General features: G+C 66.7%; 21 protein-coding genes. 19 read left to right on the top strand and 2 right to left on the bottom strand.

Annotated features, from left to right (window positions below; all coding sequences use genetic code 11):
• Positions 1-3 precede the first annotated feature (3 nt).
• The 14 genes from DIZ22_RS13635 to DIZ22_RS13570 all read left to right on the top strand — a co-directional run bounded on the left by DIZ22_RS13635 (position 4) and on the right by DIZ22_RS13570 (position 17,228).
• A complete protein-coding gene (locus DIZ22_RS13635) occupies positions 4-2,283 on the top strand; it encodes a molybdopterin cofactor-binding domain-containing protein (protein WP_122928346.1) in 2,280 nt (759 codons plus the stop codon).
• Complete coding sequence (gene hemH / locus DIZ22_RS13630; RefSeq protein WP_122928345.1) at positions 2,283-3,290, top strand: ferrochelatase; 1,008 nt, start codon at positions 2,283-2,285, stop codon at positions 3,288-3,290. Before DIZ22_RS13635 ends, hemH begins: the two co-directional genes overlap by 1 nt.
• A gap of 19 nt (positions 3,291-3,309) precedes the next feature.
• The gene (gene phbB, locus DIZ22_RS13625) at positions 3,310-4,032 is read left to right on the top strand and encodes an acetoacetyl-CoA reductase (RefSeq protein WP_004208456.1); all 723 of its coding nucleotides are present in this window, start codon (positions 3,310-3,312) and stop codon (positions 4,030-4,032) included.
• Positions 4,032-4,322 carry a ribbon-helix-helix domain-containing protein gene (locus DIZ22_RS13620; protein WP_122928344.1) on the top strand — a complete coding sequence of 97 codons (291 nt, stop codon included), beginning with the start codon at positions 4,032-4,034 and terminating at the stop codon, positions 4,320-4,322. Before phbB ends, DIZ22_RS13620 begins: the two co-directional genes overlap by 1 nt.
• Positions 4,323-4,469: 147 nt before the next feature.
• Positions 4,470-5,237, top strand: a complete 768-nt coding sequence (locus tag DIZ22_RS13615; protein ID WP_004208454.1) for an energy transducer TonB — start codon at positions 4,470-4,472, stop codon at positions 5,235-5,237.
• An 83-nt stretch (positions 5,238-5,320) separates the two neighbouring features.
• The gene (locus tag DIZ22_RS13610; protein ID WP_010335919.1) at positions 5,321-6,004 is read left to right on the top strand and encodes a Fe2+-dependent dioxygenase; all 684 of its coding nucleotides are present in this window, start codon (positions 5,321-5,323) and stop codon (positions 6,002-6,004) included.
• A gap of 282 nt (positions 6,005-6,286) precedes the next feature.
• Entirely contained in the window at positions 6,287-7,921 is a 1,635-nt protein-coding gene (locus DIZ22_RS13605; protein ID WP_122928830.1) for a TldD/PmbA family protein, read from the top strand.
• Positions 7,922-7,941: 20 nt separating this feature from the next.
• A complete protein-coding gene (locus DIZ22_RS13600) occupies positions 7,942-9,276 on the top strand; it encodes a TldD/PmbA family protein (protein ID WP_122928343.1) in 1,335 nt (444 codons plus the stop codon).
• A gap of 166 nt (positions 9,277-9,442) precedes the next feature.
• Positions 9,443-10,138 (top strand): DUF4159 domain-containing protein, encoded by a 696-nt coding sequence (locus DIZ22_RS13595; protein ID WP_122928828.1) that lies wholly within the window; start codon positions 9,443-9,445, stop codon positions 10,136-10,138.
• Between the two features lie 133 nt (positions 10,139-10,271).
• Positions 10,272-11,261: a MoxR family ATPase gene (locus DIZ22_RS13590; RefSeq protein ID WP_122928342.1), complete on the top strand. Its 990-nt coding sequence runs from the start codon at positions 10,272-10,274 to the stop codon at positions 11,259-11,261.
• A 15-nt stretch (positions 11,262-11,276) separates the two neighbouring features.
• Positions 11,277-12,170 (top strand): DUF58 domain-containing protein, encoded by an 894-nt coding sequence (locus DIZ22_RS13585; RefSeq protein ID WP_122928341.1) that lies wholly within the window; start codon positions 11,277-11,279, stop codon positions 12,168-12,170.
• A complete protein-coding gene (locus tag DIZ22_RS13580) occupies positions 12,167-13,330 on the top strand; it encodes a BatA domain-containing protein (protein WP_122928340.1) in 1,164 nt (387 codons plus the stop codon). The genes DIZ22_RS13585 and DIZ22_RS13580 overlap by 4 nt, the downstream gene beginning before the upstream one ends.
• A complete protein-coding gene (locus tag DIZ22_RS13575; protein WP_122928339.1) occupies positions 13,327-15,426 on the top strand; it encodes a DUF4175 family protein in 2,100 nt (699 codons plus the stop codon). The genes DIZ22_RS13580 and DIZ22_RS13575 overlap by 4 nt, the downstream gene beginning before the upstream one ends.
• Positions 15,423-17,228 (top strand): carboxypeptidase regulatory-like domain-containing protein, encoded by a 1,806-nt coding sequence (locus tag DIZ22_RS13570; protein ID WP_122928338.1) that lies wholly within the window; start codon positions 15,423-15,425, stop codon positions 17,226-17,228. Before DIZ22_RS13575 ends, DIZ22_RS13570 begins: the two co-directional genes overlap by 4 nt.
• Here the strand turns inward: DIZ22_RS13570 and DIZ22_RS13565 are convergent.
• Positions 17,225-18,118 carry a LysR family transcriptional regulator gene (locus DIZ22_RS13565; protein ID WP_122928337.1) on the bottom strand — a complete coding sequence of 298 codons (894 nt, stop codon included), beginning with the start codon at positions 18,116-18,118 and terminating at the stop codon, positions 17,225-17,227. The genes DIZ22_RS13570 and DIZ22_RS13565 overlap by 4 nt on opposite strands.
• A 203-nt stretch (positions 18,119-18,321) precedes the next feature.
• Between DIZ22_RS13565 and DIZ22_RS13560 the strand changes: the two genes are divergently transcribed.
• A complete protein-coding gene (locus DIZ22_RS13560; RefSeq protein WP_122928336.1) occupies positions 18,322-19,818 on the top strand; it encodes a CoA-acylating methylmalonate-semialdehyde dehydrogenase in 1,497 nt (498 codons plus the stop codon).
• A gap of 65 nt (positions 19,819-19,883) precedes the next feature.
• Here the strand turns inward: DIZ22_RS13560 and DIZ22_RS13555 are convergent, their stop codons facing one another.
• Positions 19,884-20,189 carry a GIY-YIG nuclease family protein gene (locus tag DIZ22_RS13555; RefSeq protein ID WP_122928335.1) on the bottom strand — a complete coding sequence of 102 codons (306 nt, stop codon included), beginning with the start codon at positions 20,187-20,189 and terminating at the stop codon, positions 19,884-19,886.
• A 68-nt stretch (positions 20,190-20,257) separates the two neighbouring features.
• Between DIZ22_RS13555 and DIZ22_RS13550 the strand changes: the two genes are divergently transcribed.
• The 4 genes from DIZ22_RS13550 (at position 20,258) to DIZ22_RS13535 (ending at position 25,219) form a co-directional block, all read left to right on the top strand.
• A complete protein-coding gene (locus DIZ22_RS13550) occupies positions 20,258-21,400 on the top strand; it encodes an acyl-CoA dehydrogenase family protein (protein ID WP_122928334.1) in 1,143 nt (380 codons plus the stop codon).
• A gap of 11 nt (positions 21,401-21,411) precedes the next feature.
• Positions 21,412-22,476 (top strand): enoyl-CoA hydratase/isomerase family protein, encoded by a 1,065-nt coding sequence (locus DIZ22_RS13545; protein ID WP_206364632.1) that lies wholly within the window; start codon positions 21,412-21,414, stop codon positions 22,474-22,476.
• Between the two features lie 179 nt (positions 22,477-22,655).
• On the top strand, positions 22,656-23,543 hold the full coding sequence (mmsB, locus tag DIZ22_RS13540; protein WP_122928827.1) for a 3-hydroxyisobutyrate dehydrogenase: 888 nt from the start codon (positions 22,656-22,658) through the stop codon (positions 23,541-23,543).
• Between the two features lie 98 nt (positions 23,544-23,641).
• A complete protein-coding gene (locus DIZ22_RS13535) occupies positions 23,642-25,219 on the top strand; it encodes a cytochrome P450 (RefSeq protein ID WP_122928332.1) in 1,578 nt (525 codons plus the stop codon).
• Positions 25,220-25,226: the final 7 nt, after the last annotated feature.

Genomic DNA, 25,226 nt, shown 5'->3' with positions numbered 1-25,226 from the left:
GCCATGGCGCGGGCACCGTTGAAACGACGCAAAGACAGAGGTTTGAGCGACACAGGTGTGAGCCGTCGCACGCTGCTGGTCGGTGGCGGTGCGGCAGTCGGACTGGTTCTGGCCTGGGCGGCCTGGCCGCGCAGCTATCGGCCCAATCTCAATGTCGGGCCGGGCGAACAGGTTTTCGACGCCTTCCTCAAGATCGACCGGGCCGGGCAGGTGATCGCCATCGTGCCGCAAACCGAAATGGGGCAGGGGGTGACCACCATCCTGCCGCAGATTTTGGCGGACGAACTGGGCGCCGACTGGCGCACCGTCGCGGTGCAGAGCGCGCCGATCAGCCCGCTCTATGCCAACGGCCTGCTGGCGCGTGACTGGCTGGCGAGCGACTGGACCCGCGTGGCGGGCGATGCCGGCACCTGGGCGATCGACCAATATGCGACGCGCAGCGCGCTGATGCTGACCGGGGCGGGCACGTCGGTGCCGATGTTCCATGACGCCTATCGCCGGGCTGGTGCGGCGGCGCGTGTGCTGCTGTGCAAGGCGGCGGCGGCGCGCTGGGGCGTGCCCTGGGAAAGCTGCGACATCCAGAATGGCATCATCACCGACGGGGCGGAGCGCAAGCTGCGGCTGGGCGATGTAGTGGAGGATGCGGCCGGTTTCACCCTGCCCGACATCCTGCCCTATCGTCAGGGCAATGACGGTCGGCTGACCGGGCAGGATCTGCCGCGGCTCGACACCCCGTCCAAGATCGACGGCAGCCATAATTTCGCCGCCGACATCCGCCTGCCCGACATGGTCTTCGCCTCGATCCGGCAGGGGCCGATCGGCGACGCCGTGCTGAAGGATGCGCGCGATGCCGAGGCGCAGAAGGTCACCGGCTTCCTGAAACTGGTCCGCACCGAGCGCTGGATCGCGGCGGTCGGCACCAACTGGTGGGCGGCGAACCGGGCGCTCGACCTGATCGATCCCAGCTTCACCCTGCGCGGCACGCCGGTCGACAGCGGTCGCATCGATGCTGCGCTGGAGGATGCCTTTTCCAAGGATGCCGGCCGGCGTCTCTATGTGCAGGGCGACCTGCTGCCGGTGTTCGAGAAGGCGACGATCCTGGCCAGCGAATATCAGGTCGATCCCGGCCTGCATCTCGCATTGGAGCCGATGTGCGCGACGGCGCGGGTGACGGAGGAGGGCGCCGAGGCCTGGATGGCGACGCAGGCGCCCGCGCTGGCCCGCGCCGCGATCGCCGATGCGCTCGGCCTGTCGGACAGTGCGGTGACGCTCTACCCGCTCCATGCCGGCGGCGCGACCGGACGGCATATGGATTGGGAGGCGGGTGTGCAGGCCGCGCTGATCGCGCGCGATGTTGGCCGCCCGGTGCAACTGCTCTGGTCGCGGCTGGAGGATGTGATTCAGGATCGGCCCGGCGCGCCGGCCCATGCCCGCATGGCGGCCAAGCTGGGCCGTGGTGGCATGGTCGAAGGCTGGCTGGCCAAGGTGGCGGCTCCCTGCGCCATGACCCAGACCTGGTCGCGCATCGCCCATGGCAAGCTGTCGCATGAGGCCGCCGCCGAAGCGGGCGACAAGGCGACCCGGCTGGCGGTGGCCGGCATGGTGCCGCCCTATGCCATTCCGAACTGGGCGGTGGATCATTATCCCGCTGACGTTGGCCTGCCACTCGGCTTCATGCGCGGCAATGCGCATCTCCATGGCGCCTTCTTCACCGAATGCTTCCTGGACGAACTCGCCCATCTGGCGGGGATCGAGGCGATGTCCTTCCGCATCCAGATGCTGGGCAGCAACCCGCGCCTCGCCCATTGCCTCTCCACGGCGGCCGCGATGGGCGGCTGGCAGGGGGGCATTGCCGGCAGCGGGCAGGGGATCGCCGCGCATATGATGAACGGCGCCTATGCCGCCGTGATGGTCGAGGCGGGGATCGAGGGCAGCAAGCTCAGCGTCCGGCGGATGGTTGCGGCGGTGGATTGCGGCGATCAGGTCAATCCCGATATCGCGCGACAACAGATAGAAAGCGGGCTGATCCATGGCCTCGCGCTCGCGATGGGGGCGTCGGTGCCCTATGCCGGCGGCATGCCGACGCGCGCGATGCTGGGGCGGATGAACCTGCCGCGGCTGGGCGACATCGGAGAGATCAGCGTGGAACTGATCCGCAGCACGGCCGATCCGGCCGGCGTCACCGATCTTGGCGCGCCGCTTGCCGCGCCGGCGATCGCCAATGCGCTCTTCACCGTCACCGGGCAGCGATTCCGCAGCCTGCCGATCATGGGAAATGGCTGATGCCTGACAGCGAAGTTGACACTCGAACGCCATCGCGCGTCGGCGTGCTGCTGATCAATCTCGGCACGCCCGACGCGCCCGATGCCACATCGGTGCGCCGTTATCTGGCGGAATTCCTGTCCGACCCGCGCGTGGTGGAAATTCCGCAGATCATCTGGCAGCCGATCCTGCGCGGCGCGGTGCTGACGACGCGGCCGAAAAAGTCGGCCCATGCCTATCAGCAGGTGTGGATGCCCGGCGGATCGCCGCTGGCGGTCTATACCCGCGAGACGGCGGAGGCGTTGCAGCAGGCGATGGGCCCGGACCTGATCGTCGACTGGGCGATGCGCTATGGCAATCCGTCGATCGCCAGCCGGCTCCAGGCGATGATGGCGCAGGGGTGCGAGCGCATCCTGCTGGCGCCGCTCTATCCGCAATATTCGGGCGCGACCACCGCGACCGCGCTGGACAAGGCCTTTGCCGCGCTGGCCGACATGCGGCTGCAACCGGCGATCCGCACCCTGCCGCCTTATTATGCCGATCCCGACTATATCGCCGCGTTGAAAATATCGATCGACGGCCATCTGGCGCCGCTCGACTTCAGGCCCGATGCGCTGCTCGCCAGTTTCCATGGCATGCCGGAACGGACGCTGAAGCTGGGCGACCCCTATTATCACCAGTCGGTGGAGACGGTCCGGCTGCTCGATGCGGCAATGGACCTGCCCGTCCATATGAGCTTCCAGTCGCGTTTCGGCCGGGCCAAATGGCTGGAGCCGGAGACCGAAGCGACGCTCACCAGATTGGTGAAGGAAGGTGTCCGGAACATTGCTGTCGTGACACCCGGATTTTCGGCAGATTGTCTGGAAACCCTAGAGGAAATCGGGCTTCGCGCGAAAGAAGTTTTTTTAGCGGAAGGTGGCGAAAAATTTGCCTTTTTGCCCTGTCTAAACGCATCCCCCGAAGCTATCACCCTCTACCAGCGGCTGGTCGGCCGCGAGCTTTCAGGATGGGTGGACCAGAGGGTCTAGCACAGGAGAGGACAGGCGCATGTCGAGAGTAGCGATCGTGACCGGCGGAACCCGCGGTATCGGGGAAGCCATCAGCCTGGCACTCAAGGAAATGGGATATACGGTTGCCGCCAACTATGCCGGCAACGAGGAAAAGGCCAAGGCCTTCACCGACGCCACCGGCATTGCCAGCTTCAAATGGGATGTCGGCGATCATCAGGCCTGCCTGGACGGTTGCGCTGCGGTGGCGGAAGCGCTCGGCCCGGTCGACATCGTCGTCAACAATGCGGGCATCACCCGTGACGGCGTGCTCGCCAAGATGAGCTTCGACGACTGGAACGAAGTCATGCGCATCAACCTTGGCGGTTGCTTCAACATGGCCAAGGCGACCTTTGGCGGCATGCGCGAGCGCGGCTGGGGCCGGATCGTCAATATCGGTTCGATCAACGGCCAGGCCGGCCAATATGGCCAGGTTAACTATGCCGCCGCCAAGTCGGGCATTCACGGCTTCACCAAGGCGCTGGCGCAGGAAGGCGCCAAATATGGCGTCACCGTCAATGCGATCGCGCCCGGCTATATCGACACCGACATGGTCGCCGCCGTGCCGGCACCGGTGCTGGAAAAGATCGTCGCCAAGATCCCGGTCGGCCGTCTGGGTCAGGCGCATGAGATCGCCCGTGGCGTTGCCTTCTTCTGCAGCGACGAGGGCGGCTTCGTGACCGGCAGCACGCTGTCGATCAACGGCGGCCAGCACATGTATTGATGGCCAAGGGCGACGCTTCCGATGGCGCAGCCGCGTCCGGGGCGTCGCCCTTTGCCCCTCCGGTCAAGCGCAGCGTGACCATTGCCGGGCACCAGACCGCGATCAGCCTGGAGCCGATCTTCTGGCAGGCGCTGCGCGATGCCGCGGCTGAGGCCGAATTGCCGATCAATGCGCTGATCGCCCGGATCGACGTGACGCGCATGGCGGCCGACGATCCCCCCAATCTGGCCAGCGCGATCCGCTGCTGGCTCTTCGCCCGCGTCCGGACACAGGATTTTCCGCAGGGCTGAGCGTCTCCCGGCTCTTTCCCTTATTGCTATAGCGTTTCTTCCGCACTTCTGCGCCGGGGCGAAATAGGCTAGGGCGCTGCGAATGAAATTGATTCGCATTATGGTCCGCTGTATCGCGGACTGGGGCTGACGGACGGAGGACGGGCAATGCTGCAGGCGGCACAGGGCAGGGCGGAGGTCTATGCGACCGATTTCGCCGATGTCGGTGACGATCGTCCGATGCCCGTTGCCAGCGGCCATGCCATCGCTGTTCCGGCCGAGCGCTATGGCGCGCGTCGCGGCCCGAACCTGCCCGCCATTGCTGCCATTCTGGTCGTGCATGCGCTGCTGATCGGCGCGCTGATCCAGGTGCGCAATCATGTCGTTCGGGCCGAAGAGGCGAAGCTGACGGTAGTGAACCTGTCGCCACCCCCGCCACCGCCCGCCGCCGAAGCGCCCCCGCCGCCGCCATCCCAGCCGCAGGTCGTGGCGCCGCCACCGATCGTCCAGACACCGGTGCCGCCGGTGCAGATCGCCACCACGCCCGATCCGGTCCCCGCGCCCTCGCCGGTCGCGGTGTCGGCCCCGCCATCGCCGCCGGCACCGGCCGCGCCGGTCATGGCTGCCGCGGCCCCTTCGGTCGTCCAGGCGGGCGATATCGGCGCGCAGATGGTGTCGGGCAAGCCGCCCCGCTATCCGATCGACAGCCGGCGTAAGCGCGAGCAGGGCACGGTCGTCCTGGCGCTGGTGGTCGGCACCGACGGCGGCGTCGAGAGCATCGGCATCGCCCGCAGCAGTGGTTTTGCACGACTGGATGATGCCGCGCGCGATGCGGTGAAGCATTGGCGCTGGCGCCCGATCATCCGTGACGGTCAGGCCGTGCGGGTGAAGGGCGTGGTCGAAATCCCCTTCGTCATCCGCACCGACAAGGCCTGACAGACAGGGCCTGACAGACAGCGCCTCACCGGCGCGCCTCGCTCGACCGCAGGCCCAGGCCATCCCGCCCCGGAGTATCCTTCATGCTGATCGTCATTCCCGACCTGATCGACGCCGCCGGCGTCGCCCACATCCGCGCGCTGATCGATGCGGCGCAATGGGTCGATGGCAATGTCACCTCCGGCCATCAGTCGGCGCTGGCCAAGCGCAACCTGCAACTGCCCGAAAGCGCGCCGGAAGCCCGCCAGGCGGGGCAGATGATCCTCGATGCGCTTGGGCGATCGCCGCTGTTCATCGCCGCTGCGCTGCCGCTCAAGATTTTTCCGCCTTTGTTCAACAGCTATGCCGGCGGGCAGGCGTTCGGCACCCATGTCGACAATGCCGTGCGCATCCAGGCCGGCACCGGCTTTCGTGTCCGATCCGACCTGTCGATCACTGTCTTCCTGGAGGAGCCGGAAAGCTATGAGGGCGGCGAACTGACGATCGAGACTAATTTCGGCGTGCAGCAGGTGAAGTTGCCGGCGGGGCAGGCGGTGCTCTATCCCTCCTCCTCGCTGCATCGGGTCGAACCGGTGACGCAGGGCCGGCGCGTCGCCAGCTTCTTCTGGATGCAGTCGATGATCCGCGACGACGCCGCGCGCCAGATGCTGTTCGATCTCGACAGTTCGATCCAGCAACTGGCGCTCGATCGCGGCCATGACGATGCGCAGGTGATCCGCCTGACCGGCGTCTATCATAATCTGCTGCGCCGCTGGGCCGACGCCTGAGCCTGCTGCCTGTTTTGACTATAGCTAACTGACTGGCAATTATAGCGAATCTATAGCCGTCACGCCGCGCGTGCGGACGCTGGCTCGCCGCACATGTCGTTCGTCGGCGCTGGTTGCCCTTTGGTCGAAAGCCCGCATGTCACGCCCTGCCGTCCGGAAAAGCCGTTTGACCTCATCTGTCCGGCTCGCAATGATCCGCGCCATCCACGCGGGGGGTGCCAAGGGGGTGGCCTTCGCGACAAGACAGACCCGCGATCTGCGGGCATTCCAGTGGAGGCTATCTTGCATAGACGCGACTTCCTGGCCTTTGGCACCATGGGTGTCGGCGGGCTCGTCCTGCCGTCCTTTTTTGGCAAGGTCATTGCAGCAGAGGATCTGAACAGCGCGCTCGACGTCGGCTTCAAGAAGGGGCTGGCCGACGCCGCGATGAACGCGGCCAAGAGCGCCGGCGCCAGCTATTGCGACGTGCGCGTCGGCCGTTACCTGCGCCAGTTCGTCATCACCCGCGAAAAGAATGTCGAGAATATCGTCAACACCGAATCCACCGGTGTCGGCATCCGCGTTCTGGCCAATGGCGCCTGGGGCTTTGCCGCCACCAATGAGCTGAGCAAGGAAGCGGTCGCCAAGGCGGCGCAGCAGGCGGTCGCCATCGCCAAGGCCAATGCGCCGCAGCAGAGCGCCCCGGTCCAGCTCGCCCCGGTCAAGGGCGCGGGCGAGGTCAGCTGGAAGACGCCGATCGTCAAGAACAGCATGGCCGTGCCGATCAAGGACAAGGTCGAGCTGCTGATGGGCGTGAACGCCGCTGCGATGGAGGCGGGCGCCGACTTTGTCAATTCGATCCTGTTCCTGGTCAATGAGCAGAAATATTTCGCCAGCACCGATGGCAGCTATATCGACCAGGACGTCCACCGCATCTGGGCGCCGATGACGGTTACCGCGGTCGACAAGACCAGCGGCAAGTTCCGCACGCGTGAGGGCCTGTCCTCGCCGATGGGCCTGGGCTTCGAATATCTGGACGGCGCCGCCAGCGGCAAGACCGTGCTGCCCAATGGCGTCACCGTCTATGGCAACAGCTATGACATGAAGGAAGACGCGATCGCCGCCGCCAAGCAGGCGCGCGCGAAGCTCAAGGCGCCGTCGGTCAAGCCGGGCAAATATGACCTGGTGCTCGACCCGTCGCACACCTGGCTGACCATCCACGAATCCGTCGGCCACCCGCTCGAACTGGACCGCGTGCTGGGCTATGAGGCGAACTATGCCGGCACCAGCTTTGCCACGATGGACAAGCTGCAGGCCCATTTCCAATATGGCAGCGACAAGGTGAACATCGTCGCCGACAAGGTCCAGCCGGGCAGCCTGGGCGCTGTCGCCTATGATGACGAGGGCGTGAAGACCAAGAAGTGGGATCTGATCCGCGACGGCAAGCTGGTCGGATACCAGGCGATCCGTGACCAGGCCCATATCGAAGGCAAGAAGGAATCGGACGGCTGCGCCTATGCCGACAGCTGGTCCAATGTGCAGTTCCAGCGCATGGCCAATGTCAGCCTGGAGCCGGGCAAGACCAAGCAGGGCGTTGCCGACATGATCGCAGGTGTCGAGGACGGCATCTACATCATCGGCGATGGCAGCTTCTCGATCGACCAGCAGCGCTATAACGCCCAGTTTGGCGGCCAGCTCTTCTACGAGATCAAGAACGGCAAGATCACCCAGCAGATCGAGGATGTCGCTTACCAGATCCGCACCCCGGAATTCTGGAATGCCTGCGTCGGCGTCTGTGACCAGAGCGATTATCGCCTGGGTGGCTCCTTCTTCGACGGCAAGGGCCAGCCGGCCCAGGTCTCCGCCGTGTCGCACGGGTCTTCGACCGCGCGCTTCAACGGTATCAACGTCATCAACACCGCGCGTTCGCTCGGCTGATCGCTTAGGGAGACAGAAAAATGAGCATCCTTACCGAAGCGCAGGCCAAGGCCATCCTGACCAAGGTCGTCGCCCTGTCGAAGGCCGACGAATGCACCGCGCAACTGACCGGCAAGATCCAGGGCAATATCCGCTTTGCCCGCAACGACGTGTCGACCGCGGGCCTGACCGACGATATCGAGCTGGCGGTCCAGGTCGCCTATGGCAAGAAGGTCGGCACCGCCACCATCAACCAGTTTGACGACGCCTCGCTCGAACGGGTGGTGCGCCGCGCCGAAACGCTGGCCAATCTGGCCCCGGACAATCCGGAATTCATGCCGGCGGTGGACAGGCAGGCCTATAAGGCCAGCCCGACCTTCGCCCAGTCGACCGCCGACATCACGCCTGAATATCGCGCCCAGGTGGCGTCGACCTCGATCACTGCCTGCAAGTCGCAGAAGCTGATCGCGGCCGGCTATCTGGAGGATAATCAGAGCTTCGTCGCGATCGCCAACAGCAAGGGCAATTTCGGCTATCAGCGCTCGACCATGCTGGATTATACCTGCACCGTCCGCACCGAAGATGGCCGGGGTTCCGGCTGGGTCGGCACCGACACGCAGGACGCCACCCGCTTCAAGGCGGACAGCGACATCCAGATCTCCATGCGCAAGGCATCGGCCTCGTCCGAGGCCAAGGCGCTGGAGCCGGGCAAATATACCGTGATCCTGGAACCGATGGCGGCCGCGGGCCTGATCGGCTTCATGTTCTACTTCTTCGGCGCGCGCGAGGCGGACGAGGGCCGCAGCTTCCTGTCGAAGAAGGGCGGCGGCAACAAGCTGGGCGAACAGGTATTCGGGCCGCAGGTCAATTTCTACACCGACCCGTGGGATCCGGTCGCGCCCTGCCTGCCCTGGGACGATGATGGCCTTGCCCGCCAACGCGTCGACATGGTCAAGGACGGCAAGGTCACGAACCTCAATTACAGCCGCTACTGGGCGAGCAAGCAGGGCAAGCCCGCGATCGGCCAGATGGGCAATATCCTGATGACCGGCGGCACCAAGACCACCGCCGATCTGGTTCGCTCGACCGAGCGCGGCGTGCTCGTCACCCGCACCTGGTATATCCGCATGGTCGATCCGCAGACCGTGCTGCTGACCGGCCTGACCCGCGACGGCACCTTCTATGTCGAGAACGGCCAGATCAAATATCCGATCAAGAATTTCCGGTTCAACGAGAGCCCGGTGATCATGCTCAACAATGTCGAAGAGCTGGGTCGCCCGGTCCGCGTGCCGCCGGACGAAGTGTCGATGAACATCGTCGTGCCGCCGATGAAGCTGCGCGACTTCACCTTCACCTCGCTGTCGGACGCGGTGTGACGGATTGAGCTGTGCATGATCCTCCCCTGTGAAGGGGAGGGGGACCATTGCGAAGCAATGGTGGAGGGGTGTCACCCCATCGATAGCGGGACACCCCTCCGTCTGGCTTCGCCAGCCACCTCCCCTTTCAGGGGAGGATCATGCAAATCCTATGTGATTGGATGTGATGACACGCGGCGAGTTTCTTCGGTTGATGGCGGGCGGTCTGGCTGGCGCAATGCTGGCCCGTCCGCTTGCCGCCGCGGGAGGCTATGATTTCTGGTTCACGCGGCTGCGCTATGACTCGGGCGACTGGGATGTCGACCAGCGCATGCCGTCCAACCTCATCACCTCGCTGATCGATTATACGACGCTGCGGGTCGATCCGAAGGAGCATGTCATCGCCCTTTCGGACCCGAAGATGCTGACCGCGCCCTTCTGCTACATGGCGGGGCACAAGCTGGTCGAATTTTCGGAGGCCGAGCGGCGCAATTTCGAGCGCTATGTCCGCAATGGGGGTTTCGTCCTGGTGGATGATTGCAACCATGACATAGACGGCCTGTTCGCCCGCTCGTTCGAGGCGCAGATGGCCAAGATTTTCGGCCCCAAAGGCTTGAAGATGCTGCCAAAGACCCATCCGGTCTATCGCAGCTTCTTCAAGTTCGACGGGCCGCCCAATACCGGGCTGGAACTGAATGGCTGGGGCGATGATCTGGTCCATGATTATCTCAAGGGCATAGAGGTCAATGGCCGCCTGGGCGTTCTCTACAGCAACAAGGATTATGGCTGCGAGTGGGACTATGACTGGCGCAACAAGCGCTTCCTGGCCGAGGATAATACCAAGTTCGCGGTCAATATCGTGATGTACGCGCTGTCGTCGTAATGCCTGCCGTCCGCCGTCTTTTTTTCGTCATTCCCGCGAAAGCGGGAATCCACCTCCCAACCTCGCACTCGTGGAGAGCGTCGGAGATGGATCCCCGCCTGCGCGGGGATGACGGCATTTGCTAGGAAATATCATGACCGATATCAGCGAAGCGGAAATCCAGCAGAAACTGGCGCGCCTGGGCGAATTGCGCGCGGCGATCGGCCAGGCGATCGTGGGGCAGGGGGCGGTGGTCGAACAATTGCTGATTGGCCTGCTCGCCGGCGGCCATTGCCTGCTGGAAGGGGTGCCGGGCCTGGGCAAGACCTTGCTGGTCCGTTCGCTTGGAGAAGCGTTGAAGCTCGACTTCCGCCGGGTACAGTTCACCCCCGACCTGATGCCCAGCGATATTCTCGGCACCGAATTGCTGGAGGAGGATCATGGCACCGGCCATCGCAGCTTCCGGTTCCAGAAGGGACCGATCTTCACCAACCTGCTGCTGGCCGACGAACTCAACCGCACCCCGCCCAAGACGCAGGCGGCGCTGCTGGAGGCGATGCAGGAGCGGACCGTCAGCTATGGGGGCACCACCTATCAGCTGCCATCGCCCTTCTTCGTGCTGGCGACGCAGAACCCGCTGGAACAGGCCGGCACCTATCCGCTGCCCGAAGCGCAGCTGGACCGCTTCCTCCTCCATATCCGGGTCGATTATCCGACCGAGCAGGAGGAGCATGACATTCTGGCCCAGACCACCGGCGCCAAGCCGGGTGCGGTGCCGGCGGTGATGCAGGGCGAGGAGGTGCTGGCGCTGCAGAAGCTGGTGCGTGACGTGTATTTCGGCGAGGATCTGCTGCGCTGGGTGACGCGGATCGTGCGCGCCAGCCGGCCGGGCGAGGGCGCGCCGGAGGATATCCGCAAATATGTGAAATGGGGCGCTGGGCCACGCGCCGGTCAGTCGCTGATCCTGGCGGCCAAAGCGCGAGCGCTGCTCCAAGGCCGTCTGGCGGCCACGCGCGAGGATATCGTCGCGCTGGCCGGCCCGGTGATGCGCCATCGCCTGCTGCTGTCCTTCGCCGCCGAGGCGGAAGGGAAAAGTGCCGATGATGTCGTCGCCGCGCTCGTCCGCGCCGTGCCGCTCGGCTGATCCGGACACAACGTCATGGCCGATTTCATCCCCCCAGACGTGCGGAGCCGGCTCAAAAGCCTGCGCCTGCTCACGCGCCGGGCGGTGGGATCGCATGGGCTGGGCCTGCATCACAGCCATAGCCGGGGCGCGGGCCTGGAGTTCGCGCAATATCGCGCCTATGAGCCGGGCGACGAGTTGCGCCAGATCGACTGGAAACTCTATGCCCGGTCGGACAAATTCTTCGTCCGCGAGGCCGAACTGGAAAGCCCGGTCGCAGTCTGGATCCTGATGGATGCCAGCGCCTCGATGGCGCAGACCGATGCGATCCGGCCCGATTATAGCCGGCTCGACGCGGCCAAGAGGATCGCCGCCAGCATCGCCGAACTGGCGATGCAGCAGGGCGATCGCTTCGGCTGGATGGCGCTCTCCGATACCGGGCTGCGGTTGCTCCCGCCCGCGACCGGCCTGCGCCAGCGCGACCGGCTGCTGCTCGACATGCTGCCGCTGCGCGCCGAGGGGGGCTTTGCCGCCGAAGCGCAATTGGGGCCGGTCTGGGAACGGATTGGCGCGCATGATCTGGTGATTTTGCTCAGCGACTGTTTCGAGCCCGGCGCGATCGATCTGGTCGAGAAGCTGTCGGCGGCCGGGCGCGAGGTTCTGGTGATCGAGATGCTGACCGTGGGCGAGCGGGATTTCCCGTTCGACGGCGGCTATCGCTTCCGTGACCCGGAGACGGGCGAGGAGCTGCTGGGGGATGGCGCCGCGCTGCGCGCCGAATTTCTGCGCCGCTTCGGCGAGGCGCGGGCGGAGTTGCATGCGCGTCTCGATGCGGTCGGCATCCGCCGTGCGACCCATGTGCTGGACGAGCCGATCGATATGCCGCTGCGCCGCCTGTTCGGCGCCCATGACGCGGCCGAATATTCATGACGCCCGCCTTGCTGCTCTCCGCCGCGCTGGCCGGCCTGCTGGCGCTGCTGATCCCGCTCGCGATCCATATCGCGCGGCGCAGCGAGCAGTTGCCGACCGATTTCGCCGCGCTGCGCTGGCTGCGGCAGAAGCCCAAGCCCCGGTCCTGGTTACGGTTCGACGAATGGCTGCTGCTTGCCCTGCGCCTCGCGCTGCTGGCGCTGGTCGTGCTGTGGATCGCCCATCCGGTGCTGTTCGGCGCGGCGAGCAAGCAGCCCTATGTCGCGCTGACGCCCGGCGTCGATCCGGCGGCGGTGGATGACAAGGCGCTGGCCGAGGGCAGGGCGCACTGGCTGGCGCCCGGCTATCCCCGCGTCGAAGCGGGCAAGCCGCTCGCGACCGACGCCATCCCGCTCGCCAGCCTAGTGCGCCAGTTGGACTCGGACCTGCCGCAGGGCGCGCCGCTGACCATTATCGTGCCGCAGATCCTCCAGGGCGCCGATGCGGAACGGCCGCGCCTGTCGCGCAAGGTCGACTGGCGCATCGTCCCCGGCGCGATGCCGGCGGGCAAGCCGGTGGCGCTACAACCGCCGTCGATCGCGATCCGTGCGGATAGCGGCCATACGGGTGGGTTGCACTATATTCTGGCGGCAGCGGGCAGTTGGCAGCCGGCAGGCAAGCCGGCGGATGTCGACAGCGGCCCACTGACGGCGCCACTGCCTCCGTCGGACAAGACTTTGTTCTGGATGAGCGCCGGCACTTTGCCGGAAGCGCTGCAACGCTGGATCGCGCAGGGCGGGCAGGCGATCGTCGCCTCCGATGCGCTGCTGCGCCAAGGCACGACGCCCGCGCCCCTGTGGCAGGATGATCTTGCCCGGCCGCTGGTGGAGGCGGTGCCGATCGGCAAGGGCCGCCTGCTCCGCTTCACCCGCCCATTGCAGCCGGCGCAGATGCCGCAATTGCTGGAGGCGGATTTCCCCGCCCGCCTGCGCGCGCTGATCCAGCCACCGAGCGTCGCGCCGCAGCGCGCCGATGCCGCCGCCTATGCGCCACTCACCGGTGGACGCGCCTATCCGCAACCGCCGGCCGACTTGCGCCCCTGGCTGGCGCTGCTGATCGCGGCGCTGCTGCTGGTCGAGCGCTGGTTCGCCACCAGCCGCAAACGGGCGATCGCGCCATGAGCGCCGACGCCCTGCTTTCCACCTGGCTGACGCCCAGTCGTCGGCGCGTGCGGCTCGACACGCTGCTGCTTGGCCTGCCGGTCCTGCTGCTGGCGAGCGCGCTGGTCTGGCGCTTCGTCGGACTGGTGCCGGCGGCGATCCTGCTGCTGCTCGGCGCTGGCCTGCTTGGCGCCCTCATCGTCCGCCGCGCCCGGCGCTTCGATCAGGCCTGGCTGGTACGCCGCCTCGACGCCAGTCGCGCCGATCTGGAGGATAGCAGCGCGCTTCTGTTCGCCGATCCGCAGGGCTTGGGGCCGTTGCAACGGCTGCAACGCGCCCGGCTCGACCAACGGCTCGGGCAGGGCATACCAGAAGAACTGGCCCCGGACTGGTCGCGTCGCGCGATCCCTATCCTCTGGATCATTGCCCTGCTCGGCAGCGCCGTCCTCCTGCTCTGGCCACGCGGTGCGGATCGTCCGGTCGTGCTGGCCCCCGCCGCTGAAGGCATAGCCGCAAAGCCCGGCATCCCGCGCCTGGTCGCGCAAAATCTGCGTATCATCCCGCCCGCTTATACCGGCCTGCCGCTGCGCGACGAGGCGAAGCTCGATGCGCGCGCGCCGCTCGGGTCACGGCTCGAATGGACCTTCCGCTTCGACCCGCAGGCAAGCGCGCCCGCGCTGCTGCCGCTGGGCGGGGCGGGCATTGCGCTGCGCCGCGATGGCGATCACTGGATCGCCAGCCGCACGCTCGATGCCTCCTTCCTCTATCGCGTCGACCCGGCATCCGGGCGCGGCCCGCTGCCGCCGCTGCACCGGATCGATGGCGTCGCCGATGCGCTGCCGCAGGTGAAGCTGATCGCGCCCGCCGCCAGCCTCAATATGGTGGCGCCGGGCCAGCGTAGCTGGACGCCCGTCTTCGCCGCGACCGACGATTATGGCGTTGCCGCCACCGCCCGGCTGCGCATCACTTTGGCGATCGGCGAGGGGGAGAATATCCGCTTCACCGAACGCGAGATTGCCGTGTCCGGCTCCGGCCCGGCGCGCGACCGGCGCTTTGCCCCGAGCCTCGATTTCGGCGCGCTTGGCTTTTCGGCCGGTGGCGACATGGTGGTGCAGATCATCGTGCGCGACAATCGCGCGCCATCGCCGCAGGAGGTGCGCGGCCCCAGCGTCATCTTGCGCTGGCCCGCGGCCAAGGCCCCCGAGAGCGGCGGCCTGCAGGGCATGGTCAACACCACCTTGCCGGCCTATTTCCGCAGCCAGCGCCAGATCATCATCGATGCCGAGGCGCTGCTGAAGCGCAAGCGCAGCCTGTCGGCCGACAAATATCTCTCGCAATCCAACGGCATCGGCAACGACCAGAAAATCCTGCGCGGCCGCTACAGCCAGTTCTTGGGGGGCGAGAGCGAAGGCGAACCCAGCCTGCCGACCGCCGATGCGGATGGCCATGGCGAGGGTGACGGCCATGATCATGGCCCGCCGGTCGCGGCCCCCAATGTCTTTGGCGAGAAGGAGGATGTGCTCGCCGAGTTCGGCCATCCCCACGATGAATCGCCCGCCTCCAGCCTGGACCCGGAAACCCGCGCGATCCTGAAACAGGCGGTGGACGAGATGTGGCAGTCGGAAATGCAGTTGAAGCAGGGCCGACCCGACCTGGCCTTGCCCTTCGCCTACAAGGCGCTGCGCTTCATCAAGGAAGTGCAGCAGGCGACCCGCATCTTCCTGTCGCGCGTCGGCCCGGAACTGCCGCCGATCGACCCCGCCCGCCGCATGACCGGCAAGCGTGAAGGGATAGCCGGCCATTTCGAGCCGCTGGTCGCGGTCGAGGGCGACGATGGCCCGGCCGCCGCCGCCTGGCGCGGGCTGGCGCAGGGACCGGTGCCGCTCGACGCGCTGGAGGGCTGGTCTCGGGCCAACGCCGCGCGCCTGCCCGATCCGCTGGCATTGAGTGGCGCGATCGACGCCGTGCGGCGCGAACCGGGCTGCGCTTCCTGTCGCGACAAGCTGCGCGCGCAATTGTGGATGGCGATGGAGCGGCCGCAGGGCGGCGTGGCGCGGCGGCGTCCGGCCGACGCTGCCGGCGCCCGCTATCTCGGCGCGATCGGGGGGCGGCCATGAGCGCACAACTCATCACCGCGCTGCTCCTTGGCGCGGCCGTGCTGGTCGGCTGGGCAAGGCTGCTGCTGTGGCAGCGTCCGGCCGGCGATCTGGGCGCCCGGCCCTGGCGCCTCGCGACACTGTTGCTGCTCCAGCCGGTCGTCGCGCTGCTCCTCTATTTCGGCCTGTTTCCACCCGCGCTGCCGGTGGCAGGCGGCACGCTGACCGTCGCCACCCAGGGCAGTTCGCGCTTCGCCTCGGCCGGCAAGGGCGCGCATCTGGTCGCGCTGCCCGAAGCGCCGGACGTGGCGGGCGCGCAGGCGGTGCCCGATCTGGCGACCGCGCTGCGCCGCTATCCCGACACGCGCCGTCTCGTCATCCTGGGGCAGGGCCTCGTTGCCCGTGACCGCGATGCGGTACGGGGGCTTGCGATCGACTATACGCCGCCGGCCACCGCCGCAGGACTGATCGCGCTAGCCCGGCCTGACCGGATCGCGCCGGGCGCAACCTTCGCCGTCGGCGGACAGGTTGCCGGCCTGCCCAAGGCGCAGGTCGAACTGCTCGATCCCGCCGCGCGCGTCACCGATACCGCCCCGGTGGATGCCGATGGCCACTTCAGCCTGACCGGCACCGCGCGCGCCGCCGGCACCGCCGAATTCACCCTGCGCTTGCGCAGGGCCGATGGCGGGTTGGTCGAGCAGGCCGTGGTGCCATTGCTGGTCGAGGGCGATGCCATGCCGCGCCTGCTGATCCTGGCCGGGGCGCCGGGGCCGGAAGTCAAATACCTGCGCCGCTGGGCGACCGACGCCGGCTATGCCGTCACCGTCAACATGAGCGCGGGCGGCGGCATTGCGCTGGGCGACGCACCGGTCGCAATCAACGCCGCCAGCCTGCGCCGCTATGACCTGCTGGTCGCCGATGACCGCGCCTGGGCCGGCCTTGGCGGCGCACGCGGCGCGGTGCTGGAAGCGGTGCGCGGCGGCATGGGCCTGCTGCTACGCGGCAGCGGCCCGGCCGACGGCGCGCTGCGCGGCCAATGGCGCGCGCTCGGTTTCGATCTGTCCGGGGGCAATGGTGTCGCGCCGATCGCCCTGCCGGCGCCGCTTGCCGCCGATCGTGCCCGCACCCGTGCAGGCATCGGCAGCGTGGACATACCCGCCGATCTCAATATCGGCGACGATCTCCTGCCCGAAGCGACCCGCATGGATGACGTCCCGGCCGGCCGCGACGTGGTTCCGCTGGTGCAGGACGCGGCGGGCACGCCACTCGCCGCCTGGCGCGCGCTGGGTGCGGGTCGCGTCGCGATCTGGACCGGCCTCGACAGTTTCGGCTTGGTGCTGAGCGGCCGGGGTGATCTTTATGGCGACTGGTGGGGGCGGATGATGGCCGCGGTCGTGCGCCCGGCACCGGGGTCTGTTGCCGCCTTCACCGGCCCGGCGTGGGTCGGCGAGCGGATCAGCCTATGCGGCCTGAAGCCCGGTGCCCGAGTCGATGGCGCGCCCTTGGCGATCGATCCAACGACTGGCGATTGCGCCGCCTGGTGGCCCGATCGGGCAGGATGGCATCAGGTGCGCCGGACGGATGGCGCATCCACAGCCTTCTACATCTACCCCGCCAATGCCCTGCCGGCCCTGCGCATCGCGCAGATGCATCAGGCCATGACCCTGTTGCAGGGCGCCGATCAGAAGACGGATTCTGCCACTGCCGCGCGCTCCGTTCCCGGCCCGTCCTGGCCCTGGCTCATCGGCTGGCTGATCGCCAGCGCCCTGCTCTGGTGGTTCGAGCGGTCCCGGATCGGCCGCACGGTGACCCCGCAGGCCTAACCCACGCCCAGCATCACCGGTCGCAACCGCTCGCTCGTCGCCACCAGCCAGCCGACAAACTGGTCGATCCGGGCAATGCCGCGCAGGTCGCGGGGCACCACCAGCCAGAAGCTGCGCTGGATATCGACCGCCTCGGGCAGTACGCGGACCAGCCCCGCCGTGGCGTCGCCGATGAAGCAGGGCAATATGCCGCAGCCCGCACCGCTGGCGATGATCTCCGCCTGGGCATTGATGCTGCTCGACCGGATCGCCGGTTCCAGCCGGGCGTCGACCTCCGCCAGATAGCGCAGTTCGGGCGCATAGATCTGATCGGGGACATAGCCGACCAGCACATGGCGCAGCAGGTCGCTCTTGACCTTCAACGGCGGCGCACCCTCCAGATAGGCGGGCGTCGCATAAAGCCCCAGATGATAGTCGGTCAGCTTGCGGGTGATCAGCGGGCCGGTCTTGGGCCGGGCCAGCATCACTGCAATATCCGCCTCGCGCCGCGAGGGGTTGAGGAAGCCGCTCGACGCCACCAGGTCGATCTCGATCCGGGGATGGTCAGCGGTGAAGCTGCGCAGATGCGGCGCGATCACCCGGCTGCCAAAGCCCTCCGATGCGCTCAGGCGGATCGTCCCGGCCATCTGCGTGCCCGCCGCGCTGCCGCTCCGCTGCACGCCGAGCGCCGCCGCCTCCATCCGCTCGGCCTGTTCCAGCAGGCGGGTGCCATGGTCGGTCAGCACATGGCCGGCCGGCGTATGCTCGAACAATCGTTGCTCCAGCGCCTGCTCCAGCCGCTTGATCCGCCGCGAGATGGTGGTGGCGTCCATCCTGGTCATCGCCGCCGCCGCGCTCAGCCGCTCGGTGCGCGCCACCGCCAGGAACAGGCGCAGATCGTCCCAGTTCATGGATGCGGCATTTTTGCAGGATGGATATGCATATCCGTCAGCTTGCCTGCATTTCTGATATCCTGCAAGGCGGGGCGAAAGCATCGTGCGGAAAAGTGGGAACCGGTTTTCCGCTTCAAACGATGCGACAAAAGAAGTTGGAGCGCGCGACTTGCGTCAGAGTGATCGCAGCGCGCTCCAAAGCATATTGGAGAGGATGGGCCATGCGTATCATCGATCATGTCATCAGCGGTCATTCGGCAGGTGACGGCGGCCGCACCAGCGACGTCTTCGACCCCAATAATGGCGGTGTGCAGGCGCAGCTGCGCCTCGGCACCCAGGCCGACCTGGACGCGGCCATGGCCGCCGCACTGGCCGCCCAGCCGGCCTGGGCCGCGACCAACCCGCAACGCCGCGCCCGTGTCATGTTCGCGTTCAAGACGCTGGTCGAACAGAATATGGACGAACTCGCCCATCTGCTCAGTTCCGAACATGGCAAGGTGATTGCCGACTCCAAGGGCGACATCCAGCGCGGGCTGGAGGTGATCGAGTTCGCCTGCGGCATCCCCCATCTGCTCAAGGGCGAATATACCCAGGGCGCCGGCCCCGGCATCGACGTATACTCGATGCGCCAGCCGCTTGGCGTGGTCGCCGGCATCACCCCGTTCAATTTCCCGGCGATGATCCCGATGTGGATGTTCGGCGTTGCCATCGCCTGCGGCAATGCCTTCATCCTCAAGCCCAGCGAGCGCGACCCGAGCGTCCCCGTGCGCCTCGCCGAACTGATGCGTGAGGCGGGCCTGCCCGACGGCGTGCTTCAGGTCGTCCATGGCGACAAGGAAATGGTCGATGCGATCCTGGATCATCCGGAGATCCGGGCGGTCAGCTTCGTCGGCTCGTCCGACATCGCCCATTATGTCTATCGCCGTGGCGTCGAGGCGGGCAAGCGCGTCCAGGCGATGGGCGGCGCCAAGAATCACGGCATCGTCATGCCCGACGCCGATCTCGACCAGGTGGTGAATGACCTCGCCGGCGCGGCCTTCGGCTCGGCCGGCGAGCGCTGCATGGCGCTGCCGGTGGTGGTGCCGGTGGGCGAGGCGACGGCGATCGCCCTGCGCGAGAAGCTGATCCCGGCGATCGACGCGCTGCGGGTCGGCGTCTCGACCGATGCCGACGCCCATTATGGCCCGGTCGTCACCGCCGCGCACAAGGCGAAGATTGAATCCTATATCCAGATGGGCGTCGATGAAGGCGCCGAACTGGTGGTCGACGGCCGCGGCTTCACGCTGCAGGGCCATGAGCAGGGCTTCTTCGTCGGCCCGACCCTGTTCGACCGGGTGACGCCGCAGATGCGCAGCTATCAGGAGGAGATTTTCGGCCCCGTGCTCCAGATGGTGCGCGCCGAAAGCTTCGAGGACGCGCTGCGCCTGCCGAGCGACCACCAATATGGCAACGGCGTCGCCATCTTCACCCGCAACGGCCATGCTGCCCGCGAATTTGCCGCGCGGGTCAATGTCGGCATGGTCGGCATCAACGTGCCGATCCCGGTGCCGGTTGCCTATCATACATTCGGCGGCTGGAAGCGCAGCGCCTTTGGCGACACCAACCAGCACGGCATGGAAGGGGTGAAGTTCTTCACCAAGGTGAAGACCGTCACCCAGCGCTGGCCCGACGGCGGCGCGACCGGCGACAGCGCCTTCGTCATCCCGACCATGGGGTGAAGAGGAGCGGGGAGGCGCGGCGATGCCTCCTTCGTCATGCTGACGAAAGTCAGCATCCATTCTCTCTAGGCCAGAGGCGGAAAGCCTAGCATGACGGCACGATCTTCCCAGAATGGATTATTCTGTTCGATCAGCGCGATCTTCCAGTCGCGCCGCCAGGCTTCCAATTGCTTTTCCCGTAGGATGGCGGCGTCCATCGTTTCGGCCATTTCATAATGGACCAGCCGCTTTACCCCGTGACGTGCCGTGAAACCGGGGACAGCGCCGGTGCGATGCTGATGCAGCCGCGCCATCAGGTTGGATGTGACGCCGATATAGATTGTGCCATGGCGCCCGCTGGCAAGGATATAGACGCATGGTTGACGGTTCATTCCGGCGCCGCGCTAAATGGATGCTGACATCCGTCAGCATGACAATTTGAAAGAATGAGACAAGCCCCATGACCCAGTTCGACCTCACCGACGAGCAGCGCGCCGTGCAGGAACTGGCGCAGCGCTTCACCGCCGATGCGATCACGCCCCATGCGGCCAAGTGGGACGAGGAGCATCACTTCCCCCGCGACACCATCCGCCAGGCGGCTGAACTGGGTTTCGGTGCCATCTATGTGTCGGAAGAGAGCGGCGGCATCGGTCTTGGTCGGCTTGAATCCGCCCTCATCATGGAAGCGATGGCCTATGGATGCCCCTCCACCTCGGCCTTCATCTCGATCCACAATATGGCCGCCTGGATGATCGACCGCTTCGGCGAGGAAGCGGTTAAGCAGCGCTATCTCCCCTCGCTGGTCACCTGCGAGACGATCGCCTCCTACTGTCTGACCGAACCGTCCGCCGGCTCGGACGCGGCGTCGCTGCGCACCCGCGCGGTGCGGGACGGCGATCATTATGTCGTCACCGGTTCCAAGGCGTTCATTTCGGGCGGTGGCGAAAATGACATTTATGTCGTCATGGTCCGTACCGGCGAAGATGGCCCCAAGGGCATCAGTTGCCTGGTGATCGAGAAGGACATGGAAGGCGTCAGCTTCGGCGCGCAGGAGCGCAAGCTCGGCTGGCATTCGCAACCCACCGCCCAGGTCAATTTCGACGGCGTCCGCGTGCCGGTCGCCAATCGCGTGGGCGCGGAGGGGCAGGGCTTCGCCATCGCCATGGCCGGGCTCGACGGTGGCCGGCTCAATATCGGCGCCTGCTCGCTCGGCGGCGCCCAGCGCGCGCTGGACGAGGCAGTCAATTACACCCGCGAGCGGCGCCAGTTCGACCGCGCGATCGCCGATTTCCAGAATACCCAGTTCACCCTGGCCGACATGGAGACCGAGCTTCAGGCCGCCCGTGCGCTGCTCTATCTCGCCGCCGCCAAGGTGAGCGAGGGTGCACCCGACAAGACCAAATTCGCCGCCATGGCCAAGCGCTTCGCGACCGACACCGGTTCGGCCGTGGCAGACCGCGCGCTGCAGCTGCATGGCGGCTATGGCTATCTGATGGACTATCCGGTCGAGCGCATCTGGCGCGACCTGCGGGTCCACCGCATCCTGGAGGGCACGAACGAGATCATGCGCATGATCACCGCCCGCGAATTGCTGAAGGCCTGAAAGGGATGACCATGACCGACGATGTGCTGATTGCGGTGGAGGGCGGCGTCGGACGCCTGCGGCTGAACCGGCCCAAGGCGATCCATGCCCTGACCCGCGCCATGTGTGCGACCATGACCGACGCACTGCTCGCCTGGCAGGATGATCCGGCGATCCGCGCGGTGATGATCGACCATGCCGAAGGGCGCGGCTTCTGCGCCGGGGGCGACATTCGCCTGATCGCGGAAAGCGCGGCCGGCGACAATCTCGCCGCGCGCGATTTCTTCGCGACCGAATATCGCCTCAATCATCTGCTCTTCACCTATGGGAAGCCGGTGATCGCCTTCATGGACGGCATCACCATGGGCGGCGGCGTCGGCATCGCCCAGCCGGCGCGCTATCGCGTCGCGACCGAACGCACCGTCTATGCCATGCCGGAAACCGGCATCGGCCTGTTCCCCGATGTCGGCGGCGGCTGGTATCTTTCGCGCCTGCCGGGCCGATCGGGCCGCTATCTCGCCGTCACCGGCGCGCGCATCGACGGCGCGGACGCGATCGCGCTCGGCCTTGCCACCGACTATCTGCCAAGCGATCGGCTGGAGGAGGCGAAGGCCGCGATCATCGCCGACCCGTCCGATATCGGCGCCGTACTGGCGCGCTTTGCCGTCAGCCCGCCCGACAGCGATTTCGCCGCCCGCCTGCCGGATATCGACCGGCTGTTCGCCAGCGACCGGTTGGAGGATATCTATGCCGCGCTGCGTGCCGACAGATCGGACTGGGCGCAGGCGCAGCTTGCCGCGCTCGACACCAAGTCGCCCCAGACGATGAAGGTCGCGCTGCGGCAATTGGCGCAGGCCAGCCGCCTGACCCGCTTCGTCGACAATATGGCGATGGAATATGATCTGGCCTGCCGCGTCATCGCCCGGCCCGACATTGTCGAAGGGGTGCGCGCGCTGATCGTCGACAAGGACAACCAGCCCCGCTGGAACCCGCCGACGGTGGAGGCGGTGACCGACCAGCTGGTCGACGCGATCTTCGCGCCTCTGCCGGACGGCGAGCGCTGGACCCCGCTGCCGCAAGCAGCGGTCGAAGCCTGAGAGTGTATTTGGAAATGCGCCGTTGGCGCATTCGCACCAGCCCGCACCCCCACCCGACCACCCATCAGGGTACCATGTCTGGGCGGTCGGGTGGGGGGGCGGGCCGGTGCCGCATCGAAAATGCGCTCTACCGCGCATTTTCCAAACAAGTTCTGACATAATAAAAGGATAGGATGGACATGAGCAGCATCGGCTTCATCGGCCTGGGCAATATGGGCGGCGGCATGGCCGCTAATCTGGTGAAGGCGGGCCACGCTGTCACCGCCTTCGACCTGTCCGAAGTCGCGCTGGCCCGCGCCGAGGCGGCCGGTTGCACCCGCGCGGCGTCTGCCGCGGGAGCGGTGAAAGGTGTCAACATCGTTGTCACCATGCTGCCCGCCGGCAAGCATGTCCGTGCCGTCTATGGCGAGCAATTGCTGGGCGCGGTCGCGCCGGACACGCTGCTGATCGACTGCTCGACCATCGACGTCGCCTCCGCCCGCGCCGTCATCGAACAAGCGAGCGAACGTGGTCTTGCCATGGTCGATGCGCCGGTGTCGGGCGGCATCGCCGCGGCCAATGGCGGCACGCTGACCTTCATGGTCGGTGGCGAGGGTGCCGCCTTCGCCCGCGCCGAACCGATCTTGCAGGCGATGGGCAAGGCGGTGATCCATGCCGGTGCGGCCGGGGCGGGGCAGGCTGCCAAGATCGTCAACAACATGCTGCTGGGCGCCACCATGGTCGCCACCTGCGAAGCCTTCGCCCTCGCCGAAAAACTGGGTCTCGATCTCCAGACCTTCTTCGACATTTCGTCCAAGGCGTCGGGGCAGAGCTGGTCGATGACCAGCTATTGCCCGGTGCCCGGCGTCGGCCCGGAAACGCCGGCCGACCGCGACTATGAGGGCGGCTTTGCCAATGCGCTGATGCTCAAGGATCTGAAGCTCGCGGTGGAGGCCGCCCATGGCGTCGACGCCAGCGTGCCGATGGGCGCGGCGGCGGAATCGCTCTATCAGGCGCTCGTCAACACCGGCGCCGGGGCCAAGGATTTCTCGTCCATGATCCGTTTCCTCAAGGGCGCGGCGGCCTGACATCCCTGACTTGACCGCAACCACATATGATCTACTGTGTGTCATATGTGGTTGCGCGATCGCTCCTGCGCGCGTGACAGCAGCATGGGAGAGAGACGATGGTGGCACTGGAGGCGCGCGACTATTTCACCGATCGCGGCATATTACAGGATCCCTATGCCTTTTTCGAGGCGGTCCGGGCGCATGGACCGGTCTATCAGCCGCCGGGCCGCGACTATCTGATCGTCACGGGCTTTGACGAAACGCTCGAAGTCCTCGCCAATGCCCAGGATTTTTCCGCCGTCAACGCGCTGCAGGGGGCTGCGGCGCCCTTGCCCTTTGCCCCGCAAGGCAGCGACATCAGCGCGCAGCTTGAAGCGCATCGGTCCGATTTTCCCGGCGGCACGATGCTGGTCGGGCTGGACGACATGCCCCACACAATGTTGCGCGGGCTGGTCAACCGGCTGTTCACCCCGTCCCGCCTGAAGGCGAATGAGCGTTTCATATCCGACTATTCGGACCATCTGGTGCGCCGGGCGGTGGCGCAGGGGCGCACCGAGCTGATCCGGGACATCGCCACCCCCTTCGTCACGCTGGTGATCGCCGATCTGCTGGGCGTGCCGGCGGAGGATCGCCAGCGCTTCATGGATGTGATCGACGCCGCGCCGCCGCCCGGCAGCCTCGACACGGCGGACAATGACTATGCGGGGGAGGGGCATCCGCTGATCGTCATGGGTTCCTATTTCGCCGCCTATGTCGAGGATCGGCGGCGTCATCCGCGCGAGGATATATTGACCGAACTGGCGCTGGCCAAATATGCCGACGGGACCACGCCCAGCGTGGCGGAGATCGTCAACCTCGCCACCTTCCTGTTCGGCGCCGGGCAGGACACCAGCGCCAAGCTGCTGGGCAACGCCATGCGCCATATTGTCGATCAGCCGGGGCTACAGGACCAATTGCGCGCCGACCCGGCGCTGATTCCGGCCTTGATCGAGGAAGTGCTGCGGATCGAGGGATCGAGCAAGCAGACGGCGCGGGTCGCGCGGCGCGATACCCGGATCGGCGATCGGGCGGTGCCGGCGGGCACCTGTATATTGCTGGCGCTGGCGGCGGCCAATCGCGATCCTGCGCGCTGGGAGGGGCCGGCAGAGTTGCAACTGGATCGCCCCCGCATCCGCGAGCATGTCGCTTTCGGCCGGGGCAAGCATGTCTGCGCCGGCGCGCCGCTCGCCCGTGTCGAGGTGCGGATCATTCTGGAGAAGTTTCTGGAGCATAGCAGCGCGATCGAACTCGACCCGGCCCGCCATGGCCCGCCCGGTGCCCGCGACCTGCATTTCGAGCCGAGTTTCATCATTCGCGGGCTGGCCGACCTGCACCTGACCCTGACGCCATCGACCACCGCATTGGCCGATCGGGGTGAGACGGGCAGCTTCCCCGTTGCGGGGCAGGCGCCGCAAGCACAGGTGGAACCACAGGATGAAATGCTGTCGACCGCTCGCACGAAGATCGGCGTGCTGCTGGCCGATCCGCAGACGCGCAGCCTGCTCGATCGCTATTTTCCGGGCGTGGCGGATGACCAGCGCATTGCGATGGCCAGGGGCATGACGCTCCGCGCGATCCAGCCCTTTGCCCCGTCGCAGTTCACCGATGCGGCGCTCGACGCGCTGGACGCGGATCTGGCGGCTCTTGCCGCATGAGGCGGCG

The sequence above is a fragment of the Sphingobium sp. LF-16 genome, from assembly GCF_003711185.1.
GTDB lineage: Bacteria > Pseudomonadota > Alphaproteobacteria > Sphingomonadales > Sphingomonadaceae > Sphingobium > Sphingobium yanoikuyae_A.
This window is presented reverse-complemented; position numbering and strand designations above follow the sequence as displayed.

Coding starts and splice junctions, on each gene's coding strand:
- DIZ22_RS13610 (WP_010335919.1), top strand. CDS start 5,321: ATGCTGATCGTCATTCCCGACCTGATCGACGCCGCCGGCGTCGCCCAC.
- DIZ22_RS13590 (WP_122928342.1), top strand. CDS start 10,272: ATGACCGATATCAGCGAAGCGGAAATCCAGCAGAAACTGGCGCGCCTG.
- DIZ22_RS13620 (WP_122928344.1), top strand. CDS start 4,032: ATGGCCAAGGGCGACGCTTCCGATGGCGCAGCCGCGTCCGGGGCGTCG.
- DIZ22_RS13580 (WP_122928340.1), top strand. CDS start 12,167: ATGACGCCCGCCTTGCTGCTCTCCGCCGCGCTGGCCGGCCTGCTGGCG.
- mmsB (WP_122928827.1), top strand. CDS start 22,656: ATGAGCAGCATCGGCTTCATCGGCCTGGGCAATATGGGCGGCGGCATG.
- DIZ22_RS13550 (WP_122928334.1), top strand. CDS start 20,258: ATGACCCAGTTCGACCTCACCGACGAGCAGCGCGCCGTGCAGGAACTG.
- DIZ22_RS13545 (WP_206364632.1), top strand. CDS start 21,412: ATGACCGACGATGTGCTGATTGCGGTGGAGGGCGGCGTCGGACGCCTG.
- DIZ22_RS13595 (WP_122928828.1), top strand. CDS start 9,443: ATGACACGCGGCGAGTTTCTTCGGTTGATGGCGGGCGGTCTGGCTGGC.
- DIZ22_RS13615 (WP_004208454.1), top strand. CDS start 4,470: ATGCTGCAGGCGGCACAGGGCAGGGCGGAGGTCTATGCGACCGATTTC.
- DIZ22_RS13565 (WP_122928337.1), bottom strand. CDS start 18,118: ATGAACTGGGACGATCTGCGCCTGTTCCTGGCGGTGGCGCGCACCGAG.
- DIZ22_RS13600 (WP_122928343.1), top strand. CDS start 7,942: ATGAGCATCCTTACCGAAGCGCAGGCCAAGGCCATCCTGACCAAGGTC.
- DIZ22_RS13570 (WP_122928338.1), top strand. CDS start 15,423: ATGAGCGCACAACTCATCACCGCGCTGCTCCTTGGCGCGGCCGTGCTG.
- DIZ22_RS13560 (WP_122928336.1), top strand. CDS start 18,322: ATGCGTATCATCGATCATGTCATCAGCGGTCATTCGGCAGGTGACGGC.
- hemH (WP_122928345.1), top strand. CDS start 2,283: ATGCCTGACAGCGAAGTTGACACTCGAACGCCATCGCGCGTCGGCGTG.
- DIZ22_RS13535 (WP_122928332.1), top strand. CDS start 23,642: ATGGTGGCACTGGAGGCGCGCGACTATTTCACCGATCGCGGCATATTA.
- DIZ22_RS13575 (WP_122928339.1), top strand. CDS start 13,327: ATGAGCGCCGACGCCCTGCTTTCCACCTGGCTGACGCCCAGTCGTCGG.
- DIZ22_RS13555 (WP_122928335.1), bottom strand. CDS start 20,189: ATGAACCGTCAACCATGCGTCTATATCCTTGCCAGCGGGCGCCATGGC.
- phbB (WP_004208456.1), top strand. CDS start 3,310: ATGTCGAGAGTAGCGATCGTGACCGGCGGAACCCGCGGTATCGGGGAA.
- DIZ22_RS13585 (WP_122928341.1), top strand. CDS start 11,277: ATGGCCGATTTCATCCCCCCAGACGTGCGGAGCCGGCTCAAAAGCCTG.
- DIZ22_RS13635 (WP_122928346.1), top strand. CDS start 4: ATGGCGCGGGCACCGTTGAAACGACGCAAAGACAGAGGTTTGAGCGAC.